Below are 21,666 nucleotides of genomic sequence, written 5' to 3'. Positions count from 1 at the left end.
TGCTTTGCTACTCAAAAGACGTGGATGGCCGGGACAAGCCCGGCCATGACACGCCTACGCGATATGTTTCTGATAGGCGGCCTCGTCCATCAGGCCTTCGAGTTCGTTCTTGTCTGCAATCTTCAGCTTGAAGAACCAGGCCTTGCCGGCCGCGTCGGAATTGACCAGCGCCGGCTCGCCTGCGAGCTCATTGTTGATTTCCAGCACCTCGCCCGTGATCGGCGCGTAGACGTCGGAGGCGGCCTTGACCGACTCGACGACGGCGGCGGCTTCCGCTTTCTTCAAGCTTCGGCCGACCTTCGGCAATTCGACGAACACGACGTCGCCGAGCTGCGATTGCGCGTAATCCGTCACGCCGATGGTGGCGACGTCGTCCTCGATGCGGAGCCATTCGTGGTCGGTGGTGTAAAGCGTCGTCATGAAGATCCTCAGCGCTTGTAGGTGTTGGGAACGAAGGGCATGGGCGAAACGCGCAAGGGCAGGCGCTGGCCGCGCACCTCGGCGAATACGATCTTGTCAGTCGCGGCGTGCGACGAAGGCAGATATCCCATCGCGACCGGCGCATTCAGGCTCGGACCGAAGCCGCCTGAAGTGACGCTGCCGATGGCTTGCTGTGACGTTGCATCTGCAAACAGCGGCGCGCCTTCGCGCACCGGCGCGCGGCCTTCAGGTTTGAGACCAACGCGGCGACGCGACGCTCCACCTTCGAATTGGCTGAGGATCACATCTGCGCCCGGGAAGCCGCCGGGCCGTGCGCCGCCCTTGCGGCGGCTTTTTTGGATGGACCATTCCAGCGCACCCTCGACCGGCGTCGTGACCGTGTCGAGGTCGTGGCCGTAAAGGCAGAGACCGGCTTCGAGCCGCAGGCTGTCGCGCGCGCCAAGCCCGATCGGCAGCACGTTGTCATCGGCCAGCAACGCCGTGGCGAACTCTTCGGCACGTTCCGCCGGCACCGAAATCTCAAAACCGTCCTCGCCGGTATAGCCGGAGCGGGAGACGTAGCAGTCGAGGCCGGCCAGCCGCCGCGGCCCGGCATCCATGAATTTCATCGCTGGGATTTCGCTGTCGAATTTCGCGAGCACTGACTCGGCCTTCGGTCCCTGCAGGGCGATCAGCGCGCGGTCGCGCAGCGGTTCGACGGTGCAGACATCCGAGAGATGCTCCGCAAGGTGCGCCTCGTCCGCTTCCTTGCAGGCGGCGTTGACGACCAGAAACAGGTGATCGCCGAAATTCGCCACCATGAGGTCGTCGAGAATGCCACCTCGCTCATTGGTGAAGAGCGCATAACGCTGCCGCCGAGCCGGCAGCGCGAGAATGTCCTGCGGCACCAGCCATTCGAGCGCCCGCGCGGCGTCCTCGACCCGGCCTGACTTCGGCCGCAACGCGATCTGGCCCATGTGGGAAACATCGAACAGGCCGGCGCTTGCGCGGGTGTGAAGGTGTTCCCTGAGGACGCCCGGCCCGAATTGGACCGGCATGTCATAGCCGGCGAACGGAACCATCTTGCCGCCGCGCGACAGATGCAGCGCGTGCAACGGCGTTTGCTTGAGGGGAGGCGGGGAGGCGGAAACTTCACTGGCCAGCATCGTCAGAGCCCTCGCGGATGCGCCCGAGGGCCGATTCCCTCGAACGATTCCGAAAAAGCCCCATCTGTCGCTGTGCCTGAGAGTATTATCCCGTCGGCGGGCACGTCCGGGTCAGACCCGAGTGCCTCTTTCCAGATGTGTCTGCGTCACGAGGGTCCTTTTGCCTGAGAGTTTCCGGGGCGGTTGCTCCTTCGGCGCCGGCCTTTTGGGCCGATCTCTCCCGACGTGACGTGGCGAATAGATATGCGAAAAAGCGAGCCGCGCCAAGCCCGACCGGATGAGGAGTGAACCTCTATCAACGTTAAATCGGAGGCAGCGACGGCCGCAAATGTCGGCAGTCCCGGCAACCCTCTGACGGAGTTCCAAGTTTTCTGGACAGCGCTGGCCCCCTTGTCTAAAAGCGTCTTTCGCAGCGCGCCATCAGCCTCATGGCCATGCGCCTTTCCAGCACTTTGATTGGACCTTTAATGAGCGGCGTTAACGAAATCAGGTCGACTTTCCTCAAGTTTTTTGCCGACAACGGGCACGAAATCGTGTCGTCGTCGCCGCTCGTGCCGCGCAACGACCCGACCCTGATGTTCACCAATGCCGGCATGGTGCAGTTCAAGAACGTCTTCACCGGCGTCGAGAAGCGTGCCTATCAGCGCGCCATCACCTCGCAAAAATGCGTGCGCGCCGGCGGCAAGCACAACGACCTCGACAATGTCGGCTATACCGCGCGCCATCTGACATTCTTCGAGATGCTCGGCAACTTCTCGTTCGGCGATTACTTCAAGGAGCGCGCAATCGAGCTTGCCTGGACGCTGATCACCAAGGAGTTCGGGCTGAAGAAGGACAAGCTGCTGGTCACCGTCTATCACACCGACGACGACGCGGCGGTGCTGTGGAAGAAGATCGCGGGCTTCACCGAGGATCGCATCATCCGGATTCCGACTTCGGACAATTTCTGGGCGATGGGCGACACCGGACCTTGCGGGCCGTGCTCGGAAATCTTCATCGACCGTGGCGAGCACATCTGGGGCGGGCCGCCCGGCAGTCCGGAAGAGGACGGCGATCGCTTCCTGGAATTCTGGAATCTCGTCTTCATGCAATACGAGCAGGTGACGAAGGACGAGCGCGTCGACCTGCCGCGCCCGTCGATCGACACCGGCATGGGGCTCGAGCGCATGGCTTCGATCCTGCAAGGCGTCGAGAGCGTGTTCGAAACGGATATGTTCCGTCATCTCATCGAGGCGACGGCATCCGCGCTCGGGCACGGTCCGGGAAAAGATAACATTGCCTCCTACCGGGTGATCGCCGATCACCTGCGCGCCTCGTCGTTCCTGATTTCGGATGGGGTGCTACCGTCCAACGAAGGCCGCGGCTATGTGCTGCGGCGGATCATGCGGCGTGCGATGCGGCATGCGCAGCTTTTGGGCGCGCGCGAGCCGTTGATGCATCGCCTCGTCTGGGCGCTGGTGCGTGAAATGGGCCAGGCCTATCCGGAGCTGGTGCGCGCCGAGACCCTGATCGAGGAGACATTGCGGCTGGAAGAGACGCGTTTTCGCAAGACGCTCGACCGGGGACTTGCGATTCTCGACGAGAAGAGCGCAGGCCTGAAGAAAGGCGACATGTTCGACGGCGACACCGCCTTCACGCTCTACGACACCTACGGCTTCCCGCTTGATCTCACGCAGGACGCGCTGAAGTCGCGCGGCATCAGCGTCGATCAGGCGTCCTTTGAAGATGCGATGGAGCGCCAGCGCCAAAAGGCGCGCGCCTCATGGGTGGGGTCGGGCGATACCGCGAGCGAAGCGATCTGGTTTCCGCTGCGCGAGAAACTCGGCGCCACCGAATTCCTCGGCTACGAGACCGAAACCGCCGAAGGCGTGGTTGGCGCGCTGGTCAAGGACGGCGCGGCCGTCGATCAGCTCAAGAGCGGCGAGAGCGGCGCGATCGTTCTCAACCAGACGCCGTTCTATGCGGAGTCCGGCGGCCAGGTCGGCGACACCGGCGTGATGCTGGGGGAGGGTGTGCGTTTCCGCGTCACCGACACGCAGAAGAAAGCCGGCGATCTCTTTGTCCATCTCGGTAACGTGGAGCAGGGCACGCTGAAGGTGGGCGCGGCGTTGCAGCTCGACGTCGATCATAGCAGGCGCTCGTCGATCCGCGCCCATCACTCGGCAACGCACATCCTGCACGAGGCGCTGCGCCAGGTGCTGGGCGATCACATCGCCCAGCGCGGTTCGATGGTGGCGCCGGATCGTCTGCGCTTCGACTTCGTGCATCCAAAGCCGATCACGCATGAAGAACTCGCCCGCGTCGAGGATATCGCCAACAACGTGGTGCTGGAGAACGACGAGGTCACGACGCGCCTGATGGCGGTGGACGATGCGCGCGAGGCCGGCGCGCGAGCGCTGTTCGGCGAGAAATACGGCGACGAGGTCCGCGTGGTCTCGATGGGCAAGAGCGCGCGCGAGCACGGGCAGAACGCGCTCGGCTGGTCGGTCGAATTGTGCGGCGGCACGCATGTCAAACGCACCGGCGATATCGGGTTGATCTCGGTGACCTCGGAAAGCGCGGTGGCTTCAGGCGTTCGCCGCATCGAGGCGCTGACCGGCAATTACGCGCGCAAGCACGCCAACGACACGATGCAGCTTGCGAAAACCGCGGCCGCCGAGCTGCGAACCTCGCTCGAAGACGTGCCGGCGCGCATCACCGCGCTGATGGACGAGCGCAAGAAGCTCGAACGTGAATTGTCGGACGCGCGCAAGAAGCTCGCGATGGGCGGCGGCGCGTCCGCCTCGAACGGATCGGGCGCAGCGGGCGTGCGCGAGGTCGGCAACGTCAAGCTGATGGCGCGCGCGGTCGAAGGCATCGAGATGAAGGATCTCAAGAGCCTTGCCGACGACGGCAAGAAGCAGCTCGGCTCCGGCGTGGTCGCGATCGTCGGCGTCACCGGGGATGGCAAGGCCGGCGTGGTCGTCGGCGTCACCGCCGATCTCACCGCGCGTTACAACGCGGTCGATCTGGTGCGCGTGGCGTCTGAAGCGCTCGGCGGCAAGGGCGGCGGCGGCCGGCCCGACATGGCGCAGGCCGGCGGCCCCGATGGCGGCAAGGCGATCGCCGCGCTCGCTGCGATCGAAAAGGCGATGGCGGGGGCGTAACTCTGTCATGCTGACCATCAGGCGCGCTCAAGCGGATGATGCTCAGAAGATCGGCGCTGTGTTCGATGCGGCCGTGCGCAAGGGATGGACGTATTTCGGCGAGCTTGCGGAGCGGCCGATGTTCCTGCCGGAAGAGTGGGACAGGGAAGTGGCGGAACACGCAGCCCCGAACGCCATGCTGGTTGCGATCAACAGCGCCGGCGAACTCACAGGCTTTACCGCCGTTCACCCGCGCGACGGCGAAATGTACCTGCTGTTCGTGCATCCCGACCACGGCGGTCGCGGCATCGGCCGTGCACTGCTTGACGCCGCGCATGACGTGCTGCGAGCAGAGGGGTGCCGCGAGGTTTTCCTCCACACTGACGAGCGGAATGGACGGGCGATCGCCTTCTACGAGGCGGCAGGATATCGACGCGACGGCACGGTGAAGCAGACGGAGTTTCGCGGCGTCCATTTGCGGGAGCCGAGATTGGTCAAGACGCTCCGCTGATGTCGCTTAAAGGTTCACCAAAGGTGCTGAACGCCGAACAGGATGATTGCCGCGATAGCAACGGGCAGCCCGGCAACGCTGATGGCGATGCGATCAATACCTCTCGCTTCCAGCGATAGTGTGAGCGCGCGGACGCCGACACCTGAAACAAAGCCTGTTGTCAGCAAGCCGGCGATCAGCAACCCGAAGGCATCGCCTGACCCTGCATGAAATCCCGGCTCGGACCGGACGATCCAATCCTGAATCCAGAGCGCGGATAACAAAGCGCCAACGGCGATTGTTATGCCTGTCAGCCAGCGCCAGGTCGGCGTGAGGACGGGAAGCACATAAGGGATCAGACTAAACGTCAGGCAGAAGCCGATGAAGGTACCGTTCACGACCGTCTCCTTGATGAGGCTGGCTGCTCTCATACAGGGCGTCGCGAAAACGCGGTCAGGATGTTCTCCCGTATTTCCGTGCAGAGAATGTGCAGCGGGCGTTGAGTGCCGCCTCCGTTCCCCGGATGCAGCGCAGCGCCATAGGCGCGTCCACGCGCGTGTTCGACATGCTATGCGGTGCGCTGCTGATCCGGGGTCCATGTGCAAGGTGCTAGGTCCCGGATCTGCGTAGCGGCACTGCATGCCGCAACGCGTCCGGGACACGAGATCTCAGACGCTGCACCGCGTCCGGGACACGAGACCTCAGCCCTTCTTCAAAAACACGTATTCCGCAGAATACGGCGCCGATTTGAAGGTCCCGGCCTTGTCGCAGGCACCATCGAGCTTGCCGCCTTTGGTGTTGATCCGCTGCACGGTGGTGACGCCGGTCAGCACGCCGTTGCCGTGCGAAGCCGTCACCTGCAGCTTCAGCCAGGGAATATCGTCCGCGGTCGCGCCCGGTGCGTTGCCGGCCGCTTTCGCGGTCACGACGCTGCCGTCGATGTGCTCCCAGTTCGGTCCGGCATAATGCCGGCCGATCGTCTTGCCGTCGGCGGCAAAGAGGCTCGCGATCGGTTCGCGGAACACCCAGGCGAGCTTGCCATCAGTGCCCGCCTTGCATTCGTAGACCTGCGCGCCCTCGGCGTGCACGGTGAGCACCACGGTCTCGCCCGGCGCCGCGATGGCGGCGGGAAGCGCGGTTTGCGCGTTTGCGGTCATCGGCATACCCAGAAAGAGTGAAAGGGCGAGGGCGGCGCGCGCAGAAAGTGACATGTCATACTCCAATCGTGCTCTATCCGGTCGTCATTGCGAAGATTGAAACGACGAAGCAATCCAATGTTTTTCAACATTCGATCTGGATTGCTTCGCTATCGTTCGCCATGACGTGAAGGCGTTACGCCATCGCCTTGGTGAGGTTGTCCGCGACCTTGTCGAGGAAGCCGGTTGTCGAGAGCCAGCGCTGATCGGCGCCGACGAGCAGCGCAAGGTCCTTGGTCATGAAGCCGGCTTCGACCGTATCGACGCAGACCTTCTCGAGCGTGGCGGCGAACTTGGCGAGCTCGGCGTTGTTGTCGAGCTTGGCGCGGTGGGACAGGCCGCGCGTCCAGGCGAAGATCGAGGCGATCGAGTTGGTCGAGGTCTCCTTGCCCTTCTGGTGCTCGCGGTAGTGGCGCGTCACCGTGCCGTGCGCGGCTTCGGCTTCAACGGTCTTGCCGTCGGGGGTGAGCAGCACTGACGTCATCAGGCCGAGCGAGCCGTAGCCCTGCGCCACGGTGTCGGACTGCACGTCGCCGTCGTAGTTCTTGCACGCCCAGACATAGCCGCCCGACCACTTCAGCGCCGCAGCGACCATGTCGTCGATCAGGCGGTGTTCGTAGGTGAGCTTCTTGGCTTCGAATTCCTTCTTGAATTCGCGGTCGTAGACATCCTGGAAGATGTCCTTGAAGCGACCGTCATACACTTTGAGGATCGTGTTCTTGGTCGAGAGATAGACCGGATAATTACGCATCAGGCCGTAGTTGAGGGAGGCGCGGGCGAAGTCGATGATCGATTCATCGAGATTGTACATTTCCATCGCGACGCCCGGGCCCGGCGCCTTGAACACTTCCTTCTCGATCACCGTGCCGTCCTCGCCGACGAATTTCAGCGACAGCGTGCCCTTGCCCGGAAACTTGATGTCGGTGGCGCGGTACTGATCGCCGTAAGCATGGCGGCCGATGATGATCGGCTTGGTCCAGCCCGGCACCAGACGCGGCACGTTCTTGCAGATGATCGGCTCGCGGAAGATCACGCCGCCGAGGATGTTGCGGATGGTGCCGTTGGGCGACTTCCACATTTCCTTCAGGCCGAATTCCTTCACCCGCGCCTCGTCCGGGGTGATGGTGGCGCACTTGACGCCGACGCCGACCTTCTTGATGGCGTTCGCAGCATCGACCGTGACCTGGTCGTTGGTCTTGTCGCGGTATTCCATCCCGAGGTCGAAATACATCAGGTCGATGTCGAGGAACGGGTGGATCAGCTTGTCCTTGATGTACTGCCAGATGATCCGGGTCATCTCGTCGCCATCGAGTTCGACGACGGGGTTGGTCACCTTGATTTTTGCCATGGGGAAACGGGCCCTTATTGGAATCGCGCGGGAAATCGCTTTTGATTTGCCCCCGCGCTATAGCACCGCCGGGGCGGGTGCGAAAGCCGAGCGGTTATGCAGTTTCGGCCCATCTTTTTGGCTGGTGAAGTGCTCTTTGTTGTGCCGGGGACTTTCTTCTCCCTCCCCCTGAAGGGGGGAGGGTTGGGGTGGGGGTCAATTTCAACGATGCCGCGAGGATGATATGTAGCGCAGGAAGGTGATCCCTCCCGGCTCGCTCAAGAGCGCAAGGGCGCTTCTTTGCTCGCCGACCTCCCCCTTTTAGGGGGAGGTGAAGAAAAGCGGAGCAAGCGGCGATCAGATTTTCTCTTCAGATCACCGCCTGGGTTGCTGTGCCCGCCACGATATACCAGGTGACGAACAACCCGCAGATCAGGGCGCCCGGCAGGCTCGAGCCGGTCCGCCGCCAGGTGAAGGTCGCAATGATGGCGACGATCGCAAGCAGCGGCACGAACTGGATCGCGACGATCGTCGACAGCGGCACGAAACCGGGATCGGGGATCGGGTTGAACAGGCCTCCCGACAGCCACAGCGTCAGGTACTGCGCGCCGACCAGCACGATGAAGCCCAGCGTCATGGCCAGAATATTGGTCAGATAAAGCGCGCCGCGCGAGGCGCCGGCGGTTGAGAAGTTACGGTGCAGGACGTGCAGCGCGATCACGAAAAACGCCGTGATCGGGATGAGATAGATCAGGAAGATCATAAATTGCTTCGCGCTCATCAGTTTGAGCGCAACAATCCAGAAACGGAAGTCGATCGTGAAGATCAGGTCGGACAGAAAGAGCGCGGCGTAGCCGACCGCGACCGTGACCAGCGCGATCAGGATCGAGGGGCCGACGATCCCGGCCCGGCGGGCGCGTTTCGGCGCAAATGGCATCAAGGCCAGCGCAATCAGACCGTTGATGACCGCCCACACCAGGATCTGGTTGGTGATGCCCTGCGGCAGGAAGCGGGACGGCCCGACGAAGGTGCCGCCGAGCGCGAAGGCTGGATAGTAGGTCAGCGCCGGGATAAAGGCTGACAGCAGAAGAGCGCCGATCCAGCGGCCGCCTTTGATCGGCCTGTCCTTCGGCGCGGACCCGTCGGCGATCGCGCCCTGCCGCAGATGTGAGAAGAGAGGAGCTTCGAGAAGGCCGTCAAAGGTGCCGAGCAGGAGCACGACGAATCCGATCAGCGCAATCAGCGTGCCGAATTCCTTGCGGTACCAGATCTGGTCGTCGGAGGGACGCGGCGTTCCGCCCTTCAATGTGCGCGCAAACCAGTCGAGGCTGTAGCCGATGGCCTCTTTCGAAATGTGCTCGGCCGGATGCGTGATCGCGGGCGTGTACAGCACGCGCGCGGTGCCTTGCTTGACATCGCCGTACTCTTTCCCAGGTTCGACCGCGCCTTGCGCGCCGAACAACGCCTGCAGTTTCGGGCTTTGGGCGACATCGCGAGCGTGCTCGACGCCCCACATCAGGACCGGGAATTCCTCGTACTGCGCAAAGATCAAAGCGGTGTTGCGCGGCCAGGACGTGGTGCCTTCGGCAGCGAACGGTTTGCCGGTGGAGGAGCCCTCGAGCACCATCGATTTGTAATCGTTGGGGCTGGCGGCGGCGGCAGCGAGCACCGTCCAGCCGCCCATCGAATGGCCTTCGAGGCCGATGTTGTCCTTGTCGACGAATGGCAGGCTGCGCAGATAAGCAAGACCGTCGGGCCCGCCAAAGCCGTTGGCGAAAGCCGGTGGGTCGCTATAGCCGTGCCCGGTCTGGTCGAGCGCCAGCACGACGTAACCGCGGCGGGCGAATTCGATCGCAAAGCCGTCCTGGGTTTCGCGCGAATTGATGTAGCCGTGGACCGCGAGAATTCCGGGGGCGGGGAGCTGAGCGGTTGCGTTCGGCGGCACATAGAGCAGGGCGCTCATGGTGTTGCCCTTGGCGCCGGGAAACCTGATGTCGCGGACTTCGATCCCACCCGCGGTCTGGGTCAGGCGCGCGAGCACGCCGCCAGCCAAAATCAAAACCAGCCCGATAATCGCAAGAGTCCATCTGCGATGCATGGCCGCCCCTCCCTGGTTGTCCCGTGTTGTGTTGTCCCGTGCCGCCCCGATCGTTTGGTGTCGGGTGCGTTTTTGTTTCGAAGGAGAGCCTATCCGAAAGCAAAAGGCGCGCAAGCGAAGGCTGTGGCATTCCACATGGGGTTCAGACAACAGGTCGTACGGTCGTCTCCAGAAATTTCGCTAAGCGGAATGTGCTGCGTCGCCGTCATTGCGAGCGATCGCGAAGCAATCCAGTCGATCGGCAGAAAGACTCTGGATTGCTTCGTCGCTATTCGCTCCTCGCAATGACGGTGTTAAGCCCATCGCAGATGGTCATTCCGGGGCGCGTCGAATGACGCGAGCCCGGAATCCATCGTGTCGCACGAATGGTGGAAGAATGGATTCTCAGGTGCGCAATTGCGCACCATAGCTCGATGCTGACGCATCGCCCCGGAATGACAGCTCTCTGCTCTTGAAAGGTTTGCGTTCCTTACGACCGAAACAGCGCAAAGTAGATCACGTACAGCCAGCCCAGAATGCCGTCGATGATCGCCCAGAGTATCGAGTGGTTGTTGGTGTACGAGATCGCGATGGCAAGCGCGCTGCCAAAGCCGACGCCATATTTCGCGCCCTCGACCCGAACTCCGTAAAAGCGATTGCCGTTCATGTTGCTGCCCTTTCGCTGGCTAGGCCGCGTGCCCATAAATTTTGGTCATGTCCGCTTCCCAGCCAAATATAGAACGCCGTCACGTAAATGGGGCTTCTTTAAATGAGGCCATCGCCAATTTCAAAACAGGCTAATGACGACACGCCCAAAATGTCGTCCGTTCACCGGATGCCGCGCTAGCGGTGCGCTTGCTGATCCGGGGTCCACATTGGACCTTTGTGTTGGGGTCCGGATCTGCGGCGCATCAAAGGTGCCCACTCCATAGAAAAGTCTCGGTTTGACGCTCAAGCAGGAAGGATGATCGGACTTCGTTACCTGGTTGCCATGGTCCTGCTGATAAGCGTCAGCTCAACCGCCCACAGCGAACCGCCGCCGGTCTATGTCCCGCCATCACCGCCGACGGAAAAGGCCATCAGCGCAGGCGTTGCCGCAATAGGAAAAGACGCCAAGCTGGTCGGTCCCCTCGAAATCTCTGCGGTTCGGCCCAACGATCGTGGACCCGGTCGTTTTTTCGTTTGTGTCAGAGAAGTGAATCCGCCTCCCGACACGCCTCGCCGCTACTACTCGACGTTCTTCGACAACGACGAGTACAAAGGCTCGCGATTGTCCGTCATGACAGAGCAGTGTGAATTGCAGACATACAGTCCGGCCCCCGTCGCCGCTCCTGCCGCTCCGTCGCCAACGGCACCCGAAAAACTACCGAAGCGGAAATCCCACCGATCGAGATAGCAGGACAAGCTCAGACCGCTTCGCTCCGCGTCGTCGAGTACAGTCGCGGCTGTTAACCACGAAACAAAGCTGCGGATGAAAATAGCGAAAATTTAAGATAAATTGAAACCATTCGGAGAGTTCACCGACGCGGCCAGCGTCCCGTGAGCAAGCGAGAACAGCTTTTTCTCCTTCGCGTTTCCGTCGGCGGACGGTTGGAATTTCATCCCACCAGCGCGGCGGAGATTCATCATGAAGCGGCTATTGTCGGCTGCCATCATTGCGATGGCGGCGAGCGAGCCTGCGTGGGCTCAATCATCGACGGCGTCGGGGACGGGCGTCGGCACTGCCAGATCGACATCATCGTCGCAGGCCGTCTCGGGGCAGGGCGGCACAGGCGTCGGTGTCGCGGCAATCACTACCAACAGCACCGTGCCGGCCGATCAGACGGTCAAGAACGTGCCGAGCGTTTTCGCGCCAGGCCTGGCTGCGGCTGGGCTCGAAACGTGCCTCGGGTCTGTTTCCGGCGGCGGCGCGTTTCTCGGAACCGGATTGAGCTTCGGCACCACGATCCCTGACACCGGGTGTGCGGCGCGGCTCGATGCGCGGACGCTGTGGAGCATGGGCCTGAAGAAGGCAGCCGTGGCACGGCTCTGTCTCAACACCGAGATCTACCGCGCGATGCCGGAAGTTTGTCGCATCTACCTGCCGCAATCCGCGCCGGTATTGAGCGGCCACGCGCAGGCGAGCGAGGAGCAGCCGCGCACCATCGGCGACATCTGGCTGGTGCAAGGGAAAGGCAAGAACCGTCTTTGCAACAACTACGATGTGACCCAGCAGCGCTGCCGCGTCTGGGCTCACACCGTTCACCATGCGGCACCGAAGAAGAAATCGGTACCGAATGGTGAAGTCACTCGCGCGGCAGCATCACCCGCACCGGCAGCCGCCGTGGCGGAAACCGTAAAGGAGGAGTCACAATGAAGAAGCTATTGATGAGTGTTACGTTCGTCGCCGTGGTCGGAAACATTGTGCCGGCCGATGCCGGCTCCACGCTCGCCATCGGCGGCGGTGCCAACCTTGGTAATGTGACCACGATCACCGGCGCTGGAGCGTTGGGCAACGCAACGGCGGCCTCGGTGGCCAATGGTATCAATACCTCGGTGGGGAGCGGTGTTGCAGTTGCGACGCCTGCGGGAAGCCTCAGTGCGGGCATTGGGACCTCGATCGGCCAGTCGGTCGGTCAGTCCGGTGCATTGGCCGGTCCGGGTGGCGTGGCCTTGAGCGGCGCCTCCTCGTCAAATCACGGTCTCGGTGTCGGCGGCGGCTTCACCAACGTGCTGCCCTGACCTAGACGGCAGTGGCATGGTGGCAAGTCTTCGCCACCATGCTGCTGATCCGGGGAACGACACTGCGCCAGCACCGTCATTGCGAGCGAAGCGAAGCAATCCAGCGCTTTCATCGCAGCCTGGATCGCTTCGTCGCTCGCGCTCCTCGCGATGACGAGCTTGGGAATTTCACTTGAACAGGATTTTGCGCGATCAAAGTGATTTGCCCGTCGCGTTAATCTGCCGCAGGGCTTTCGCTTGTGACGTCGGGCAAATCACTGGCACTTCTTCGCCCCGTCCCGTGCCCTTTGATAGAGGGACGTTGCGCATCGTCACGAACGTTGGGTGCGGGATGCGGTGGACGCGGAAGCGTCGCGAGACGAGCGACGCTGATGCCCGGCCGAAGCCATTTGGCGGAGACGGGCGGGTCCGCGGACGGCCAAGCCGTGTGGTCCTGATATCTCGACGCTGATATTCGGTGCAACGCGCAAGCGTTGTCACCCATGGTGACAAGAAAGCCCGATCACCAGGGAGAGCGCGGAATAGACCGTAAAACCATCGCGCAGGGAATGCCGGACTGTTGGCGTACCTGTGGTGGACTTATCTGCGTGCTTTCATTCTTTGCACGCGGAGCTGCGGGTGCGAAAAACACCCGGCATTCCCTGCGCCCTCTCATTATCGGAGGGACGATGATTTGGCAGAACTCGGGTAAATCAGGCCGCGAGAACATGGGACCGTGCGTCATTGCCTGCGACAAACGCAAAGCGTTTGCGCAAGGGAGCAACGCGACGAAGCAATCCAGTACCTTGAAGCGGCAGCGCTGGATTGCTTCGCTTTCGCTCGCAATGGCGGGTTCGGGCCGGGGCATGACGAACGCCAAAAAAGGCCGTATACGCCCATTGGATCATTCAACAGCAAAGCACTGATGTCAGGCACCGACAAAACCAAGCCAAGCCTCGATCTCACGGGCCCCGTCGTCATCCTCGTCGAACCGCAGCTTGGCGAGAACATCGGCATGGCGGCGCGCGCGATGGGCAATTTTGCGCTCTCGCGGCTTCGCATCGTCAATCCGCGCGACGGCTGGCCCAACGTCGCCGCGCAACGCGCCGCTGCCGGTGCCGACCAGATCATCAATGGCGCCGAACTGTTCGACACGGTCGAAGCCGCGGTTGCCGACTGCTCGCTGCTGTTTGCCACCACCGCCCGCGCCCACGATCAGGCGAAGCCCGTGGTCGGTCCGGAAGCGGCAGCCGCCGAGATGGCTGGCCAGATCAAGGCGGGCGGCACGGTCGGCATTCTCTTCGGCAGGGAGCGCTGGGGTCTGACCAATGAAGAGGTCGGGCTTTCCAACCGCATCATCACCTTTCCGGTCAATCCGGGCTTTGCTTCGCTCAACCTCGCGCAGGCGGTGCTTCTGGTCGGCTATGAATGGTTCAAGCTGTCGACCGCGGGTGAATTGCCGTTCGCGATGCCGGAACGCTCGGAGCCGGCGTCACAACACCAGATGCAGGCCTTCTTCGACAATCTCGTGCGCGAACTCGACAAGGTGGAATTCCTGCGCCCCGCCGAGAAGCGCGACACCATGCTGGTCAACCTGCGCAACATCTTCAGTCGGATGGAGCCGACCAAGCAGGACATGCACACGCTGCACGGCGTGGTGATGGCGATCGCGGAAGGGCGAAAGGGGCCTGCCAAGGGCGGCGTGCTCGATGGCGCGCAGGCGACGCGCTTGCGCGCGCTGCTTGCCGAAGAGGGCGGGGCGACGTCCGACCGCAGCAGCACCGTGCGCGGGCTGGCGCGGCTATTGCGGCGCAATCCAACCGATGCCGAGCGCATCCTGTGGCAGGCGCTGACACGCGACCGCCGCTTTGCCGGGCAGTTCAAGCGGCAGACGCCAGTCGGCCGCCAGATCCCGGATTTCGTCTCCTTCGTGCATAGGATTGCGATCGAACTGACCAACGCGGGTGAATCCGACGCCATCATCAGGGATCGGGCCGAGCGCCGCACCTGGCTGGAGGCGCGCGACTATCGCGTGCTCGACATGGCGGTCGTGGACGTCGAGCGCGATCTCGCGACCGAGCTCGACCGGCTCCAGGCGCTGCTCGCGGCGGATGTTTGAAATGCCGTTTTGCCGGCGGCGAATGAATTTCTGTCAGTTGTGCGGATTAAGCCGGGCGGACTAGGGTTTTTCCAACGAGACCAACAATAACATCGGGGAGAAACTGAATATGCGTCACGCCACATTCGCCTGTCTTGCTGCCTTTCCGCTATTTGCTGTCGGGCCTGCGATGGCGCAAACGCCACCTCCCGGCACGCTCGAAGTGCCGGCCAAGACCTTGTCCGCGCCAGGCGATGTCAGTCCGCAGCTGCAAAAGATTATCGGCGCGCCGCTACGAACGAATTGGGACAAGCGGCCCAAGACCGGCGAGGAGTGGAAGCCGGTGGCGGATGCCGGCGCGGCTGCGCTGATCAAGAACGTGCCGGGCATGATGGAGCGGCTCAAGGTCAAGGTCGAGAAAACGACCATCGACGGCGTGCGCGCTTTCATCGTCACGCCCGAGACGATCGCGCCGGAAAATGCGAACCGCCAGATCCTGCACATGCGGGGCGGCTGCTACGTCCTCAACCCCGGCGAAGCGGCCCTGCCTGAAGCGCTCCTGATGGCTGGCTTCGGGCACGTCAGGGTGATCTCGGTCGACTATCGCATGCCGCCGGAGGCGTATTTTCCGGCCGCGCTCGACGACGGCATCACCGTCTACAAGGCCTTGATGAAGACGACGCCCGCGAAGAACATGGCGTTCATCGGCACCTCGGCCGGCGGCGCGCTGGTGCTTGAAATGGGGCTGAAGGCGAAACAGCTGGGGCTGCCGATGCCGGGCGCGATCGCCTCCGGCACGCCGATGTCCGACGTGACCAAGGTCGGCGATACTTTCCAGACCAATGCGATGGTCGACAATGTGCTCGTCTCACCCGACGGCTTCTGCGACGCCGGCGCTATCGTCTATGCCAACGGTCACGACATGAAGGACCCGCTGATTTCGCCTGTTTATGGCGACATGAATGGTTTTCCGCCGACCATCCTCACCAGCGGCACGCGCGACCTTCTCCTGAGCAACACCGTTCGCGTTCACCGCAAGCTTCGTCAGGCCGGCATTGATGCCGCGCTTCAGGTTTATGAGGGGATGGCGCACGCGCATTACCTCCGTGACGACACCGCACCCGAAACGAAGGAAGTGTTCGAGGAAATCGCGCTGTTCTTCGACAAGCATCTTGGGAAATAGGTTGGCTTTGCGGAACTCGCAGGCGCGTCTTTTTCTTTGGCTTCGGGAACGGAGCAGGGCAGAATGGGTGCTGCCGGGTCATCACGAAATTTGAAGAAGGATGGACCCATGAAACGATCGGATCTCACCGAAAAGCTGCTCGATATCAAGCGCGAGAAAGGTTGGAGCTGGAAATACATCTGCGAAAAGATCGGCGGCTATTCGGAAGTGCTGATCGTTGGCGCCTGTCTCGGCCAGATGAAGCTGACCAAGCCGCAAGCCGCCAATGCCGGCGAACTGTTCGGGCTTTCCAAGTCCGAGACTGCCATGCTCAACGAAGTGCCGATGCGCGGCACGCCGATGCCGCCGACCGATCCCCTGATCTATCGCTTCTATGAGCTCGTAATGGTCAACGGCCCGGCCTGGAAGGCGCTGATCGAGGAAGAGTTCGGCGACGGCATCATGTCGGCGATCGATTTCGACATGGTGATGGAGCGCCTGCCCAATCCGAAGGGCGACCGGGTCAAGCTCACGATGTCGGGCAAATTCCTGCCGTACAAGTATTATGGCGCGAGCGGCAATGTGCCGGAATACGGCTTCAAGGAGGGATAGCGCGCACCTAGCCGGAGGCTGCCGCAAACGCTCCGCGCAATTCCTTGATGGTCGCCATCTCGCGCACAAAGGTGAAGGAGCCGGTCTCCTTCATCTCGCGCGCGCATTTGAGAAAGGCCGCGATCGCCACGCGTGAGAGCGCGCCGCCGACGCTGATGCGCTTGACGCCGGCGGCGGAGAGTTGCTCGACCGTCAATGTCGGGTCAGCGAATCTCATCACCAGGTTGAACGGCTTGTTCAGCGCTGACACGACCGTCTTGATGGTGGCAAGATCGTAAAGCCCGGGCGCGTAGAGCACGTCGGCGCCGGCGGCCTCGAACGCCTGAAGGCGTTTGATGGTGTCCTCGACGTCGTTGCGGCCGTGCAGAAAATTCTCGGCCCGCGCCGTCAGCGTGAAAGGGAAGGGCAGACTGCGTGCGGCTTCGACGGCGGCCTGCACGCGCTCGACGGCAAGCGTGAAATCGTAGAGGGATCGCTCCGGACCGGCCGTGTTGTCCTCGATCGAGCCGCCGACCGCGCCGGTTTCTGCCGCGAGCCTGATCGCCTCGGCCGCGAGTTTCGGGGAATCCGCGCCGCAATTTTCCAGATCGATGCTGACGGGCAACTCCGTCGCTGCAACGATGTCGCGGGCGTTTTGCAGGATCATCTCAAGGCTGACGCTGGTTCGGCCAAGCATGTTGGCAAGACCGAGGCTCGTGGTGGCAAGCGCCTCAAAACCCATCGCGGCAAGCAGTTTCGCCGTGCCGGCGTCGTACGGGTTCGGGATGATGAAGGCACCCGGCCGCTCGTGCAGCGCGCGGAACAGTTTGGCTTTCTCGAGTTGGCTGCGCATGTCTTTATCCTCGCAAGTCAGGGACAGCGACGGATAGGACGCTTCGCACCATCAGGCAAATTTGTTATTCTTAAGCCCAGCATCAGTTTTTTGCATGGAGAAGCAAGTGGACAGCGAGGCGCTCAATACCTTCCTGACCGTTTACCGAAGCGGAGGCGTGTCCAACGCGGCCAAAGTGCTGCATCGTTCGCAGCCTGCGATCTCGCGCCGCATCGCGCTTCTGGAGCAGGACCTCGGCGTTCCCTTGTTCGAGCGCGTCAGTGGTCGCACCGTGCTCAGTGACGCCGGGCGTGTGATGGTGCCCTATGCCGAGCGCGCAGTGGCGGCGACCCAGGACGCGGAGAATGCGGTTCGCTCGCTGACCCGTTCCAATTCGGGTCCCGTGGCGCTGGCGGTGGTGGGAACGCTGGCGGGAGGCGGCCTTGCCGCCATCATGAGGCGCTTCGCCCGCGAACATCCTGATGTCACGCTCACCTTGCGCACCGCGCGCAGCGCCGAGGTCAGCGACTTGATCCTGCGCGGCGAAGCGACGGTCGGCTTGCGCTACGATTTCGACCGGTCGAGCGACCTCGACTATGAGCGGCTGTTTGCCGAGCGGCTTGTCGTGGTGTGCGCGCCCGATCATCCGCGGGCGGGGCGTCGCGTCGCGAAACTGGCCGAACTGCGTCACGAGCGCTGGATTGCTTTTCCGGAGGTGCCGGGACGCCGTGAAATCTCGGCCTCGCATATATTCGCCCTGTTCCAGACCCACGGGCTCGGCGAGGTCGACTGGACGCCGGTCGACAGCCTGACTGCCCAGAAACGCCTGATCGAATCCGGTTTCGGGATTGCGCTGCTCGCGCCAAGCACCGTTGCCGATGAACTGAAAGCACGCACCATCGCAACAATTGCCGTCGGCGACCTCGCGGCCAGTCACCACATCGTTGCCGTGACGCGTCGCGGTGGTTTCCTGAGCGCGGCATCGCGTCGCCTGCTCGATATGATCCGCGCGCATTATTCCGCGGACAAAATTGCGTGGACAAGCGGTTTGGCGCGCCTCAAGGGCAATAAAAGGCGGGCCGGCGCCCGCCGCGGTTCCGGAACGAAACGGTGAAAAGCCGCTATCCGCCTGTCTTCAGCTGAGCCAAAGCCTCGGCGAAAAACTCGCGCCACCGGATGCGGATGTTGTCCGGGGTGAAGTTAAGACCCTTGGCTGCAAAATCGCCGGTTATTTTCCGGATGACGGCTGTCTCGCCGCCTTCAGCAAAAACAGCAGCAAGCTGCTCTTTCGCATAGGCCACGGCCGCGTCCCCCGTCAGGCCAAGCTGCTCGGCGGCCCACAGTGCAAACAGTCTGTTGCCCCGTGCCTCGGCCTTGAATTTCAGGTCCGCTTCGAGGGCGAATTTCTTCTCGAAAGCTTCTTCGCGCTTGTCGAAGGTGGTCATGGCAAAAGTTCCTCCAGCGGACGGCCGTTTGGCCTCGTTGCGGCGGGCTGGCCGCATCCCTAAATAATACTGTGAATTCAGAAGGTCACGTGCCGCAAAGCGGCGGCTTTGAGGCCGTAAAACTCGTCCCCCCGGAGGCCGGATCGATTGTACTGGATAGGCCAATCGGATAGGTTCGATTCCAGGCTAGGTTCTCGTTCTGTTTCTTATTCCCTGGCCTTCACGGCAGCTCCGTCGTGGGTCGTCCCTCTTGGCATCCGGAGCACACCAAATTCATGGATTTCAACAACACACGGTACATCCCAATGAGCCGTCGACGCCGCATCTATGAAGGCAAGGCCAAGGTTCTCTACGAGGGTCCGGAGCCGGGTACCCTGATCCAGCACTTCAAGGACGACGCGACCGCGTTCAACAAGCAGAAGCACCAGGTGATCGAGGGCAAGGGCGTCCTCAATAACCGGATTTCGGAGTACCTGTTTCAGCACCTCAACGATATCGGGGTGCCGACCCACTTCATCCGCCGTCTCAACATGCGCGAGCAACTCATTCGCGAGGTGGAGATCGTGCCGCTCGAGGTCGTGGTGCGGAACGTCGCGGCTGGATCTCTGTCGCAGCGCCTCGGCATCGAGGAAGGCACACAGCTGCCGCGCTCGATCATCGAGTTCTATTACAAGAACGACCAGCTCAACGACCCCATGGTCTCGGAGGAGCACATCACGGCGTTCGGCTGGGCGACGCCGCAGGAGATCGACGACATCATGGCGCTTGCCATTCGCGTCAACGATTTCCTCACCGGGCTCTTCCTCGGCATCGGCATTCGTCTGGTCGACTTCAAGATGGAGTGTGGCCGCCTGTTCGAGAACGAGATGATGCGGATCATCGTTGCCGACGAGATCTCGCCGGATTCGTGCCGGCTGTGGGACATCAAGTCGAACGAGAAGCTCGACAAGGATCGCTTCCGCAGGGATCTCGGTGGCCTGCTCGAGGCCTACACCGAAGTTGCAAAACGGCTCGGCATCCTGATGGAGAACGAGCGGCCGGCGGGCTCGGGCCCGGTGCTGGTGAAGGGGTGAGGTTGTTCTCGTGAAAGCACGTGTCACCGTCACTCTCAAGAACGGCATTCTCGATCCGCAAGGCAAGGCCATCGAAGGCGCGCTGAAATCGCTCGGCGTCGATGGCGTCGCCAGCGTGCGCCAGGGCAAGGTGTTCGACATCGAGCTTGCCAGTGGCGATAGGGCGAAAGCGGAAGCGGCGTTGAAAGAGGCCGCCGACAAGCTGCTCGCCAATACCGTGATCGAGAATTACCGGGTCGAAGTTCTGGGCTGACATCGAATGAAATCCGCCGTTCTCGTCTTTCCCGGAATCAATCGCGAGCGCGACATGGCGCGCGCGCTGAAGCTCGCCTCCGGCAACGAGACCGCGATGGTCTGGCACGCCGAGACCTCGCTGCCGAAAGGCACTGATCTTGTCGTCGTGCCCGGCGGCTTCTCCTATGGCGACTACCTGCGCTGTGGTGCGATCGCGGCGCGCGCGCCTGTCATGGACGCGGTACGCGATTTTGCGGCCAAGGGCGGGCTCGTGCTCGGCGTCTGCAACGGCTTTCAGATCCTCTGCGAGGCGGGGCTGCTGCCGGGCGTGCTCATGCGCAACGCGAGGCTGAAGTTCATCTGCAAGGACGTGCATCTGCGCGTCGAGCGGTCGGACACGCCGTTCACGCGCGGCTACAATGCCGGCCAGGTCATTCGCGTGCCGGTCGCCCATGGCGAGGGCAATTATGAGGCCGATGAAGAGACGTTGAAGCGGCTCGAAGGCGAAGGGCGGGTGCTCTACCGCTATTGCTCGGCCGATGGCGCGGTCGACGAGCCCGCCAACATCAACGGTGCCGCGCATTCGATCGCCGGCATCGTCAACGAGCGCGGCAATGTGCTCGGCATGATGCCGCATCCCGAAAACCATGTTGAAGACATCATGGGTTGCACCGACGGCCGCGGCCTGTTTGCCGGTCTCGTCGCGCACCACGATCGGGCGGCGTAGCAAGCATTCCGCGCGCTACATTAAACCCACGTCAAAGCAAAGCAGTGGCACCGCATCGTGCGCGAGGATGAAGCGTTTCCGAGGCTCGTCCGCTTTTTTGATCAATCGCACTGGTTTGTCACGAAATCCGCATAGAACGGGTGAACCCTGTGACCGTCTGATCACACTAACCCAGCGTCCGAGCAACCTGGGATTGTCCGGCTGCGCCGGTCACGTTATGCATGGGGCCGCTCACCGATCCGTTGACCGGAATTTAGTCATATGCCGTTTGCGCTCATCGCTGTGCTGCTTGATATCGCGTGCATTATTCACGCTGCGAAGGTCGGGCGTCTCAGGCCCTGGGCTTTCATCATTCTCGCCGTGCCGTTCGTCGGCTCATTGGCTTATATCTTCGTTGAATTGGTCCCCGAAATGGCGGGCAGCCCGGAGGTGCGACGGGCGCGCAAGCGCGTGGCCAGCAAGCTCGACCCGGACAAGCTGTACCGAGAATTGTCGGACCAACTCGCCGTCAGCGACACGGTCGCCAATCGCGCGGCCCTCGCCGCCGAATGTGTGGAAGTGGCGCGCTACGACGAGGCCGTGCTCCACTACGACCATATTCTGAAGCAGCCGATGGGGGACGAACCCAAATACGCGCTGGGCAAGGCGCAGGCCCAGTTCGCGGCCAAGCGTTTTGACGATGCGCTGGCAACCCTTGATGACCTGCAAAAGCATTGGCCCGATTTCAACTCGCCCGAGGGGCATCTGCTTTATGCGCGCACGCTCGCCGAACTCGGGCATGTCGACGAGGCGCTCGCCGAATTTCACGCTGTGTCGGCCTATTTTCCGGGCGCGGAGGCGACTGTTCGCTACGGATTGCTGCTCAAGACGGTCGGACGCACGGCTGAAGCGCGTGTCGTCCTCAATGAACTCTTGATCAAGCTGAGGCGCGCGCCCAGATATCTGCGTAACGCGCAAGCCGAATGGCTTACGATCGCCGAGAAGCAGCTGTCGGCTTGAACAC

The 21,666-nt window shown here is 62.3% G+C and carries 22 protein-coding genes and 1 riboswitch; of the genes, 13 read left to right on the top strand and 9 right to left on the bottom strand.

Features of this window, described 5'->3' with window-relative positions; genetic code table 11:
- Nucleotides 1–54 precede the first annotated feature (54 nt).
- Both gcvH and gcvT read right to left on the bottom strand, forming a co-directional pair.
- Nucleotides 55–420 carry a glycine cleavage system protein GcvH gene (gcvH, locus tag VFB05_RS25905; protein ID WP_325017703.1) on the bottom strand — a complete coding sequence of 122 codons (366 nt, stop codon included), beginning with the start codon at nt 418–420 and terminating at the stop codon, nt 55–57.
- 8 nt (nt 421–428) lie between these two features.
- A complete protein-coding gene (gene gcvT / locus VFB05_RS25900) occupies nt 429–1,586 on the bottom strand; it encodes a glycine cleavage system aminomethyltransferase GcvT (protein WP_325017701.1) in 1,158 nt (385 codons plus the stop codon).
- A 142-nt stretch (nt 1,587–1,728) separates the two neighbouring features.
- Nucleotides 1,729–1,819: riboswitch (glycine riboswitch) on the bottom strand.
- A 234-nt stretch (nt 1,820–2,053) separates the two neighbouring features.
- Here gcvT and alaS point away from each other — a divergent pair.
- Nucleotides 2,054–4,732: an alanine--tRNA ligase gene (alaS, locus tag VFB05_RS25895; RefSeq protein WP_325017699.1), complete on the top strand. Its 2,679-nt coding sequence runs from the start codon at nt 2,054–2,056 to the stop codon at nt 4,730–4,732.
- A gap of 7 nt (nt 4,733–4,739) precedes the next feature.
- The gene (locus tag VFB05_RS25890) at nt 4,740–5,222 is read left to right on the top strand and encodes a GNAT family N-acetyltransferase (RefSeq protein WP_325017697.1); all 483 of its coding nucleotides are present in this window, start codon (nt 4,740–4,742) and stop codon (nt 5,220–5,222) included.
- Between the two features lie 14 nt (nt 5,223–5,236).
- Here the strand turns inward: VFB05_RS25890 and VFB05_RS25885 are convergent, their stop codons facing one another.
- The 5 genes from VFB05_RS25885 to VFB05_RS25865 form a co-directional block, all read right to left on the bottom strand.
- Entirely contained in the window at nt 5,237–5,632 is a 396-nt protein-coding gene (locus VFB05_RS25885) for a hypothetical protein (protein ID WP_325017695.1), read from the bottom strand.
- A gap of 270 nt (nt 5,633–5,902) precedes the next feature.
- A complete protein-coding gene (locus tag VFB05_RS25880) occupies nt 5,903–6,364 on the bottom strand; it encodes a DUF3455 domain-containing protein (protein WP_325017789.1) in 462 nt (153 codons plus the stop codon).
- A 169-nt stretch (nt 6,365–6,533) separates the two neighbouring features.
- On the bottom strand, nt 6,534–7,745 hold the full coding sequence (locus tag VFB05_RS25875; protein WP_325017693.1) for an NADP-dependent isocitrate dehydrogenase: 1,212 nt from the start codon (nt 7,743–7,745) through the stop codon (nt 6,534–6,536).
- A gap of 349 nt (nt 7,746–8,094) precedes the next feature.
- Complete coding sequence (locus VFB05_RS25870) at nt 8,095–9,822, bottom strand: alpha/beta hydrolase family protein (protein ID WP_325017691.1); 1,728 nt, start codon at nt 9,820–9,822, stop codon at nt 8,095–8,097.
- Nucleotides 9,823–10,291: 469 nt separating this feature from the next.
- Nucleotides 10,292–10,504 (bottom strand): hypothetical protein, encoded by a 213-nt coding sequence (locus tag VFB05_RS25865; protein ID WP_325017793.1) that lies wholly within the window; start codon nt 10,502–10,504, stop codon nt 10,292–10,294.
- A gap of 924 nt (nt 10,505–11,428) precedes the next feature.
- Here VFB05_RS25865 and VFB05_RS25860 point away from each other — a divergent pair.
- The 6 genes from VFB05_RS25860 (at nt 11,429) to cynS (ending at nt 16,373) form a co-directional block, all read left to right on the top strand.
- Nucleotides 11,429–12,157: a hypothetical protein gene (locus tag VFB05_RS25860; RefSeq protein WP_325017689.1), complete on the top strand. Its 729-nt coding sequence runs from the start codon at nt 11,429–11,431 to the stop codon at nt 12,155–12,157.
- Complete coding sequence (locus VFB05_RS25855) at nt 12,154–12,522, top strand: hypothetical protein (protein ID WP_325017687.1); 369 nt, start codon at nt 12,154–12,156, stop codon at nt 12,520–12,522. The genes VFB05_RS25860 and VFB05_RS25855 overlap by 4 nt, the downstream gene beginning before the upstream one ends.
- Nucleotides 12,523–13,190: 668 nt before the next feature.
- On the top strand, nt 13,191–13,427 hold the full coding sequence (locus VFB05_RS25850) for a hypothetical protein (RefSeq protein ID WP_325017685.1): 237 nt from the start codon (nt 13,191–13,193) through the stop codon (nt 13,425–13,427).
- The gene (locus VFB05_RS25845) at nt 13,427–14,620 is read left to right on the top strand and encodes a TrmJ/YjtD family RNA methyltransferase (protein WP_325017683.1); all 1,194 of its coding nucleotides are present in this window, start codon (nt 13,427–13,429) and stop codon (nt 14,618–14,620) included. Before VFB05_RS25850 ends, VFB05_RS25845 begins: the two co-directional genes overlap by 1 nt.
- 109 nt (nt 14,621–14,729) lie before the next feature.
- The gene (locus VFB05_RS25840) at nt 14,730–15,782 is read left to right on the top strand and encodes an alpha/beta hydrolase fold domain-containing protein (RefSeq protein ID WP_325017682.1); all 1,053 of its coding nucleotides are present in this window, start codon (nt 14,730–14,732) and stop codon (nt 15,780–15,782) included.
- Nucleotides 15,783–15,890: 108 nt separating this feature from the next.
- A complete protein-coding gene (cynS, locus tag VFB05_RS25835) occupies nt 15,891–16,373 on the top strand; it encodes a cyanase (protein WP_325017680.1) in 483 nt (160 codons plus the stop codon).
- Between the two features lie 7 nt (nt 16,374–16,380).
- On the opposite strand, the gene VFB05_RS25830 is transcribed toward cynS, so the two are convergent.
- A complete protein-coding gene (locus VFB05_RS25830) occupies nt 16,381–17,205 on the bottom strand; it encodes an isocitrate lyase/phosphoenolpyruvate mutase family protein (protein ID WP_325017678.1) in 825 nt (274 codons plus the stop codon).
- 106 nt (nt 17,206–17,311) lie between these two features.
- Between VFB05_RS25830 and VFB05_RS25825 the strand changes: the two genes are divergently transcribed.
- Nucleotides 17,312–18,298: a LysR family transcriptional regulator gene (locus VFB05_RS25825; RefSeq protein ID WP_325017676.1), complete on the top strand. Its 987-nt coding sequence runs from the start codon at nt 17,312–17,314 to the stop codon at nt 18,296–18,298.
- Nucleotides 18,299–18,305: 7 nt separating this feature from the next.
- Here VFB05_RS25825 and VFB05_RS25820 read toward each other — a convergent pair whose 3' ends face one another.
- The gene (locus VFB05_RS25820; RefSeq protein ID WP_325017674.1) at nt 18,306–18,629 is read right to left on the bottom strand and encodes a DUF1476 domain-containing protein; all 324 of its coding nucleotides are present in this window, start codon (nt 18,627–18,629) and stop codon (nt 18,306–18,308) included.
- 305 nt (nt 18,630–18,934) lie between these two features.
- On the opposite strand from VFB05_RS25820, the gene purC reads away from it, so the two are divergent.
- From purC to VFB05_RS25800, 4 genes are all read left to right on the top strand, one after another.
- Nucleotides 18,935–19,702, top strand: coding sequence for a phosphoribosylaminoimidazolesuccinocarboxamide synthase (gene purC / locus VFB05_RS25815; RefSeq protein ID WP_156898738.1), 768 nt, complete (start codon nt 18,935–18,937; stop codon nt 19,700–19,702).
- 10 nt (nt 19,703–19,712) lie between these two features.
- Nucleotides 19,713–19,955 carry a phosphoribosylformylglycinamidine synthase subunit PurS gene (gene purS, locus VFB05_RS25810; protein ID WP_325017670.1) on the top strand — a complete coding sequence of 81 codons (243 nt, stop codon included), beginning with the start codon at nt 19,713–19,715 and terminating at the stop codon, nt 19,953–19,955.
- Nucleotides 19,956–19,961: 6 nt separating this feature from the next.
- The gene (purQ, locus tag VFB05_RS25805) at nt 19,962–20,663 is read left to right on the top strand and encodes a phosphoribosylformylglycinamidine synthase subunit PurQ (RefSeq protein WP_325017668.1); all 702 of its coding nucleotides are present in this window, start codon (nt 19,962–19,964) and stop codon (nt 20,661–20,663) included.
- A gap of 261 nt (nt 20,664–20,924) precedes the next feature.
- Nucleotides 20,925–21,662 (top strand): CDC27 family protein, encoded by a 738-nt coding sequence (locus VFB05_RS25800; protein WP_325017666.1) that lies wholly within the window; start codon nt 20,925–20,927, stop codon nt 21,660–21,662.
- Nucleotides 21,663–21,666 lie beyond the last annotated feature (4 nt).

Origin of the sequence: Bradyrhizobium sp. (assembly GCF_035652035.1) — a bacterium.
Taxonomy (GTDB): Bacteria; Pseudomonadota; Alphaproteobacteria; order Rhizobiales; family Xanthobacteraceae; genus Bradyrhizobium.
This window is presented reverse-complemented; position numbering and strand designations above follow the sequence as displayed.

Excerpts from the sequence above, each read along its gene's own strand:
- gcvH (WP_325017703.1), bottom strand. The coding sequence starts at position 420 with ATGACGACGCTTTACACCACCGACCACGAATGGCTCCGCATCGAGGAC.
- gcvT (WP_325017701.1), bottom strand. The coding sequence starts at position 1,586 with ATGCTGGCCAGTGAAGTTTCCGCCTCCCCGCCTCCCCTCAAGCAAACG.
- alaS (WP_325017699.1), top strand. The coding sequence starts at position 2,054 with ATGAGCGGCGTTAACGAAATCAGGTCGACTTTCCTCAAGTTTTTTGCC.
- VFB05_RS25890 (WP_325017697.1), top strand. The coding sequence starts at position 4,740 with ATGCTGACCATCAGGCGCGCTCAAGCGGATGATGCTCAGAAGATCGGC.
- VFB05_RS25885 (WP_325017695.1), bottom strand. The coding sequence starts at position 5,632 with ATGAGAGCAGCCAGCCTCATCAAGGAGACGGTCGTGAACGGTACCTTC.
- VFB05_RS25880 (WP_325017789.1), bottom strand. The coding sequence starts at position 6,364 with ATGCCGATGACCGCAAACGCGCAAACCGCGCTTCCCGCCGCCATCGCG.
- VFB05_RS25875 (WP_325017693.1), bottom strand. The coding sequence starts at position 7,745 with ATGGCAAAAATCAAGGTGACCAACCCCGTCGTCGAACTCGATGGCGAC.
- VFB05_RS25870 (WP_325017691.1), bottom strand. The coding sequence starts at position 9,822 with ATGCATCGCAGATGGACTCTTGCGATTATCGGGCTGGTTTTGATTTTG.
- VFB05_RS25865 (WP_325017793.1), bottom strand. The coding sequence starts at position 10,504 with ATGGGCACGCGGCCTAGCCAGCGAAAGGGCAGCAACATGAACGGCAAT.
- VFB05_RS25860 (WP_325017689.1), top strand. The coding sequence starts at position 11,429 with ATGAAGCGGCTATTGTCGGCTGCCATCATTGCGATGGCGGCGAGCGAG.
- VFB05_RS25855 (WP_325017687.1), top strand. The coding sequence starts at position 12,154 with ATGAAGAAGCTATTGATGAGTGTTACGTTCGTCGCCGTGGTCGGAAAC.
- VFB05_RS25850 (WP_325017685.1), top strand. The coding sequence starts at position 13,191 with ATGATTTGGCAGAACTCGGGTAAATCAGGCCGCGAGAACATGGGACCG.
- VFB05_RS25845 (WP_325017683.1), top strand. The coding sequence starts at position 13,427 with ATGTCAGGCACCGACAAAACCAAGCCAAGCCTCGATCTCACGGGCCCC.
- VFB05_RS25840 (WP_325017682.1), top strand. The coding sequence starts at position 14,730 with ATGCGTCACGCCACATTCGCCTGTCTTGCTGCCTTTCCGCTATTTGCT.
- cynS (WP_325017680.1), top strand. The coding sequence starts at position 15,891 with ATGAAACGATCGGATCTCACCGAAAAGCTGCTCGATATCAAGCGCGAG.
- VFB05_RS25830 (WP_325017678.1), bottom strand. The coding sequence starts at position 17,205 with ATGCGCAGCCAACTCGAGAAAGCCAAACTGTTCCGCGCGCTGCACGAG.
- VFB05_RS25820 (WP_325017674.1), bottom strand. The coding sequence starts at position 18,629 with ATGACCACCTTCGACAAGCGCGAAGAAGCTTTCGAGAAGAAATTCGCC.
- purC (WP_156898738.1), top strand. The coding sequence starts at position 18,935 with ATGAGCCGTCGACGCCGCATCTATGAAGGCAAGGCCAAGGTTCTCTAC.
- purQ (WP_325017668.1), top strand. The coding sequence starts at position 19,962 with ATGAAATCCGCCGTTCTCGTCTTTCCCGGAATCAATCGCGAGCGCGAC.
- VFB05_RS25800 (WP_325017666.1), top strand. The coding sequence starts at position 20,925 with ATGCCGTTTGCGCTCATCGCTGTGCTGCTTGATATCGCGTGCATTATT.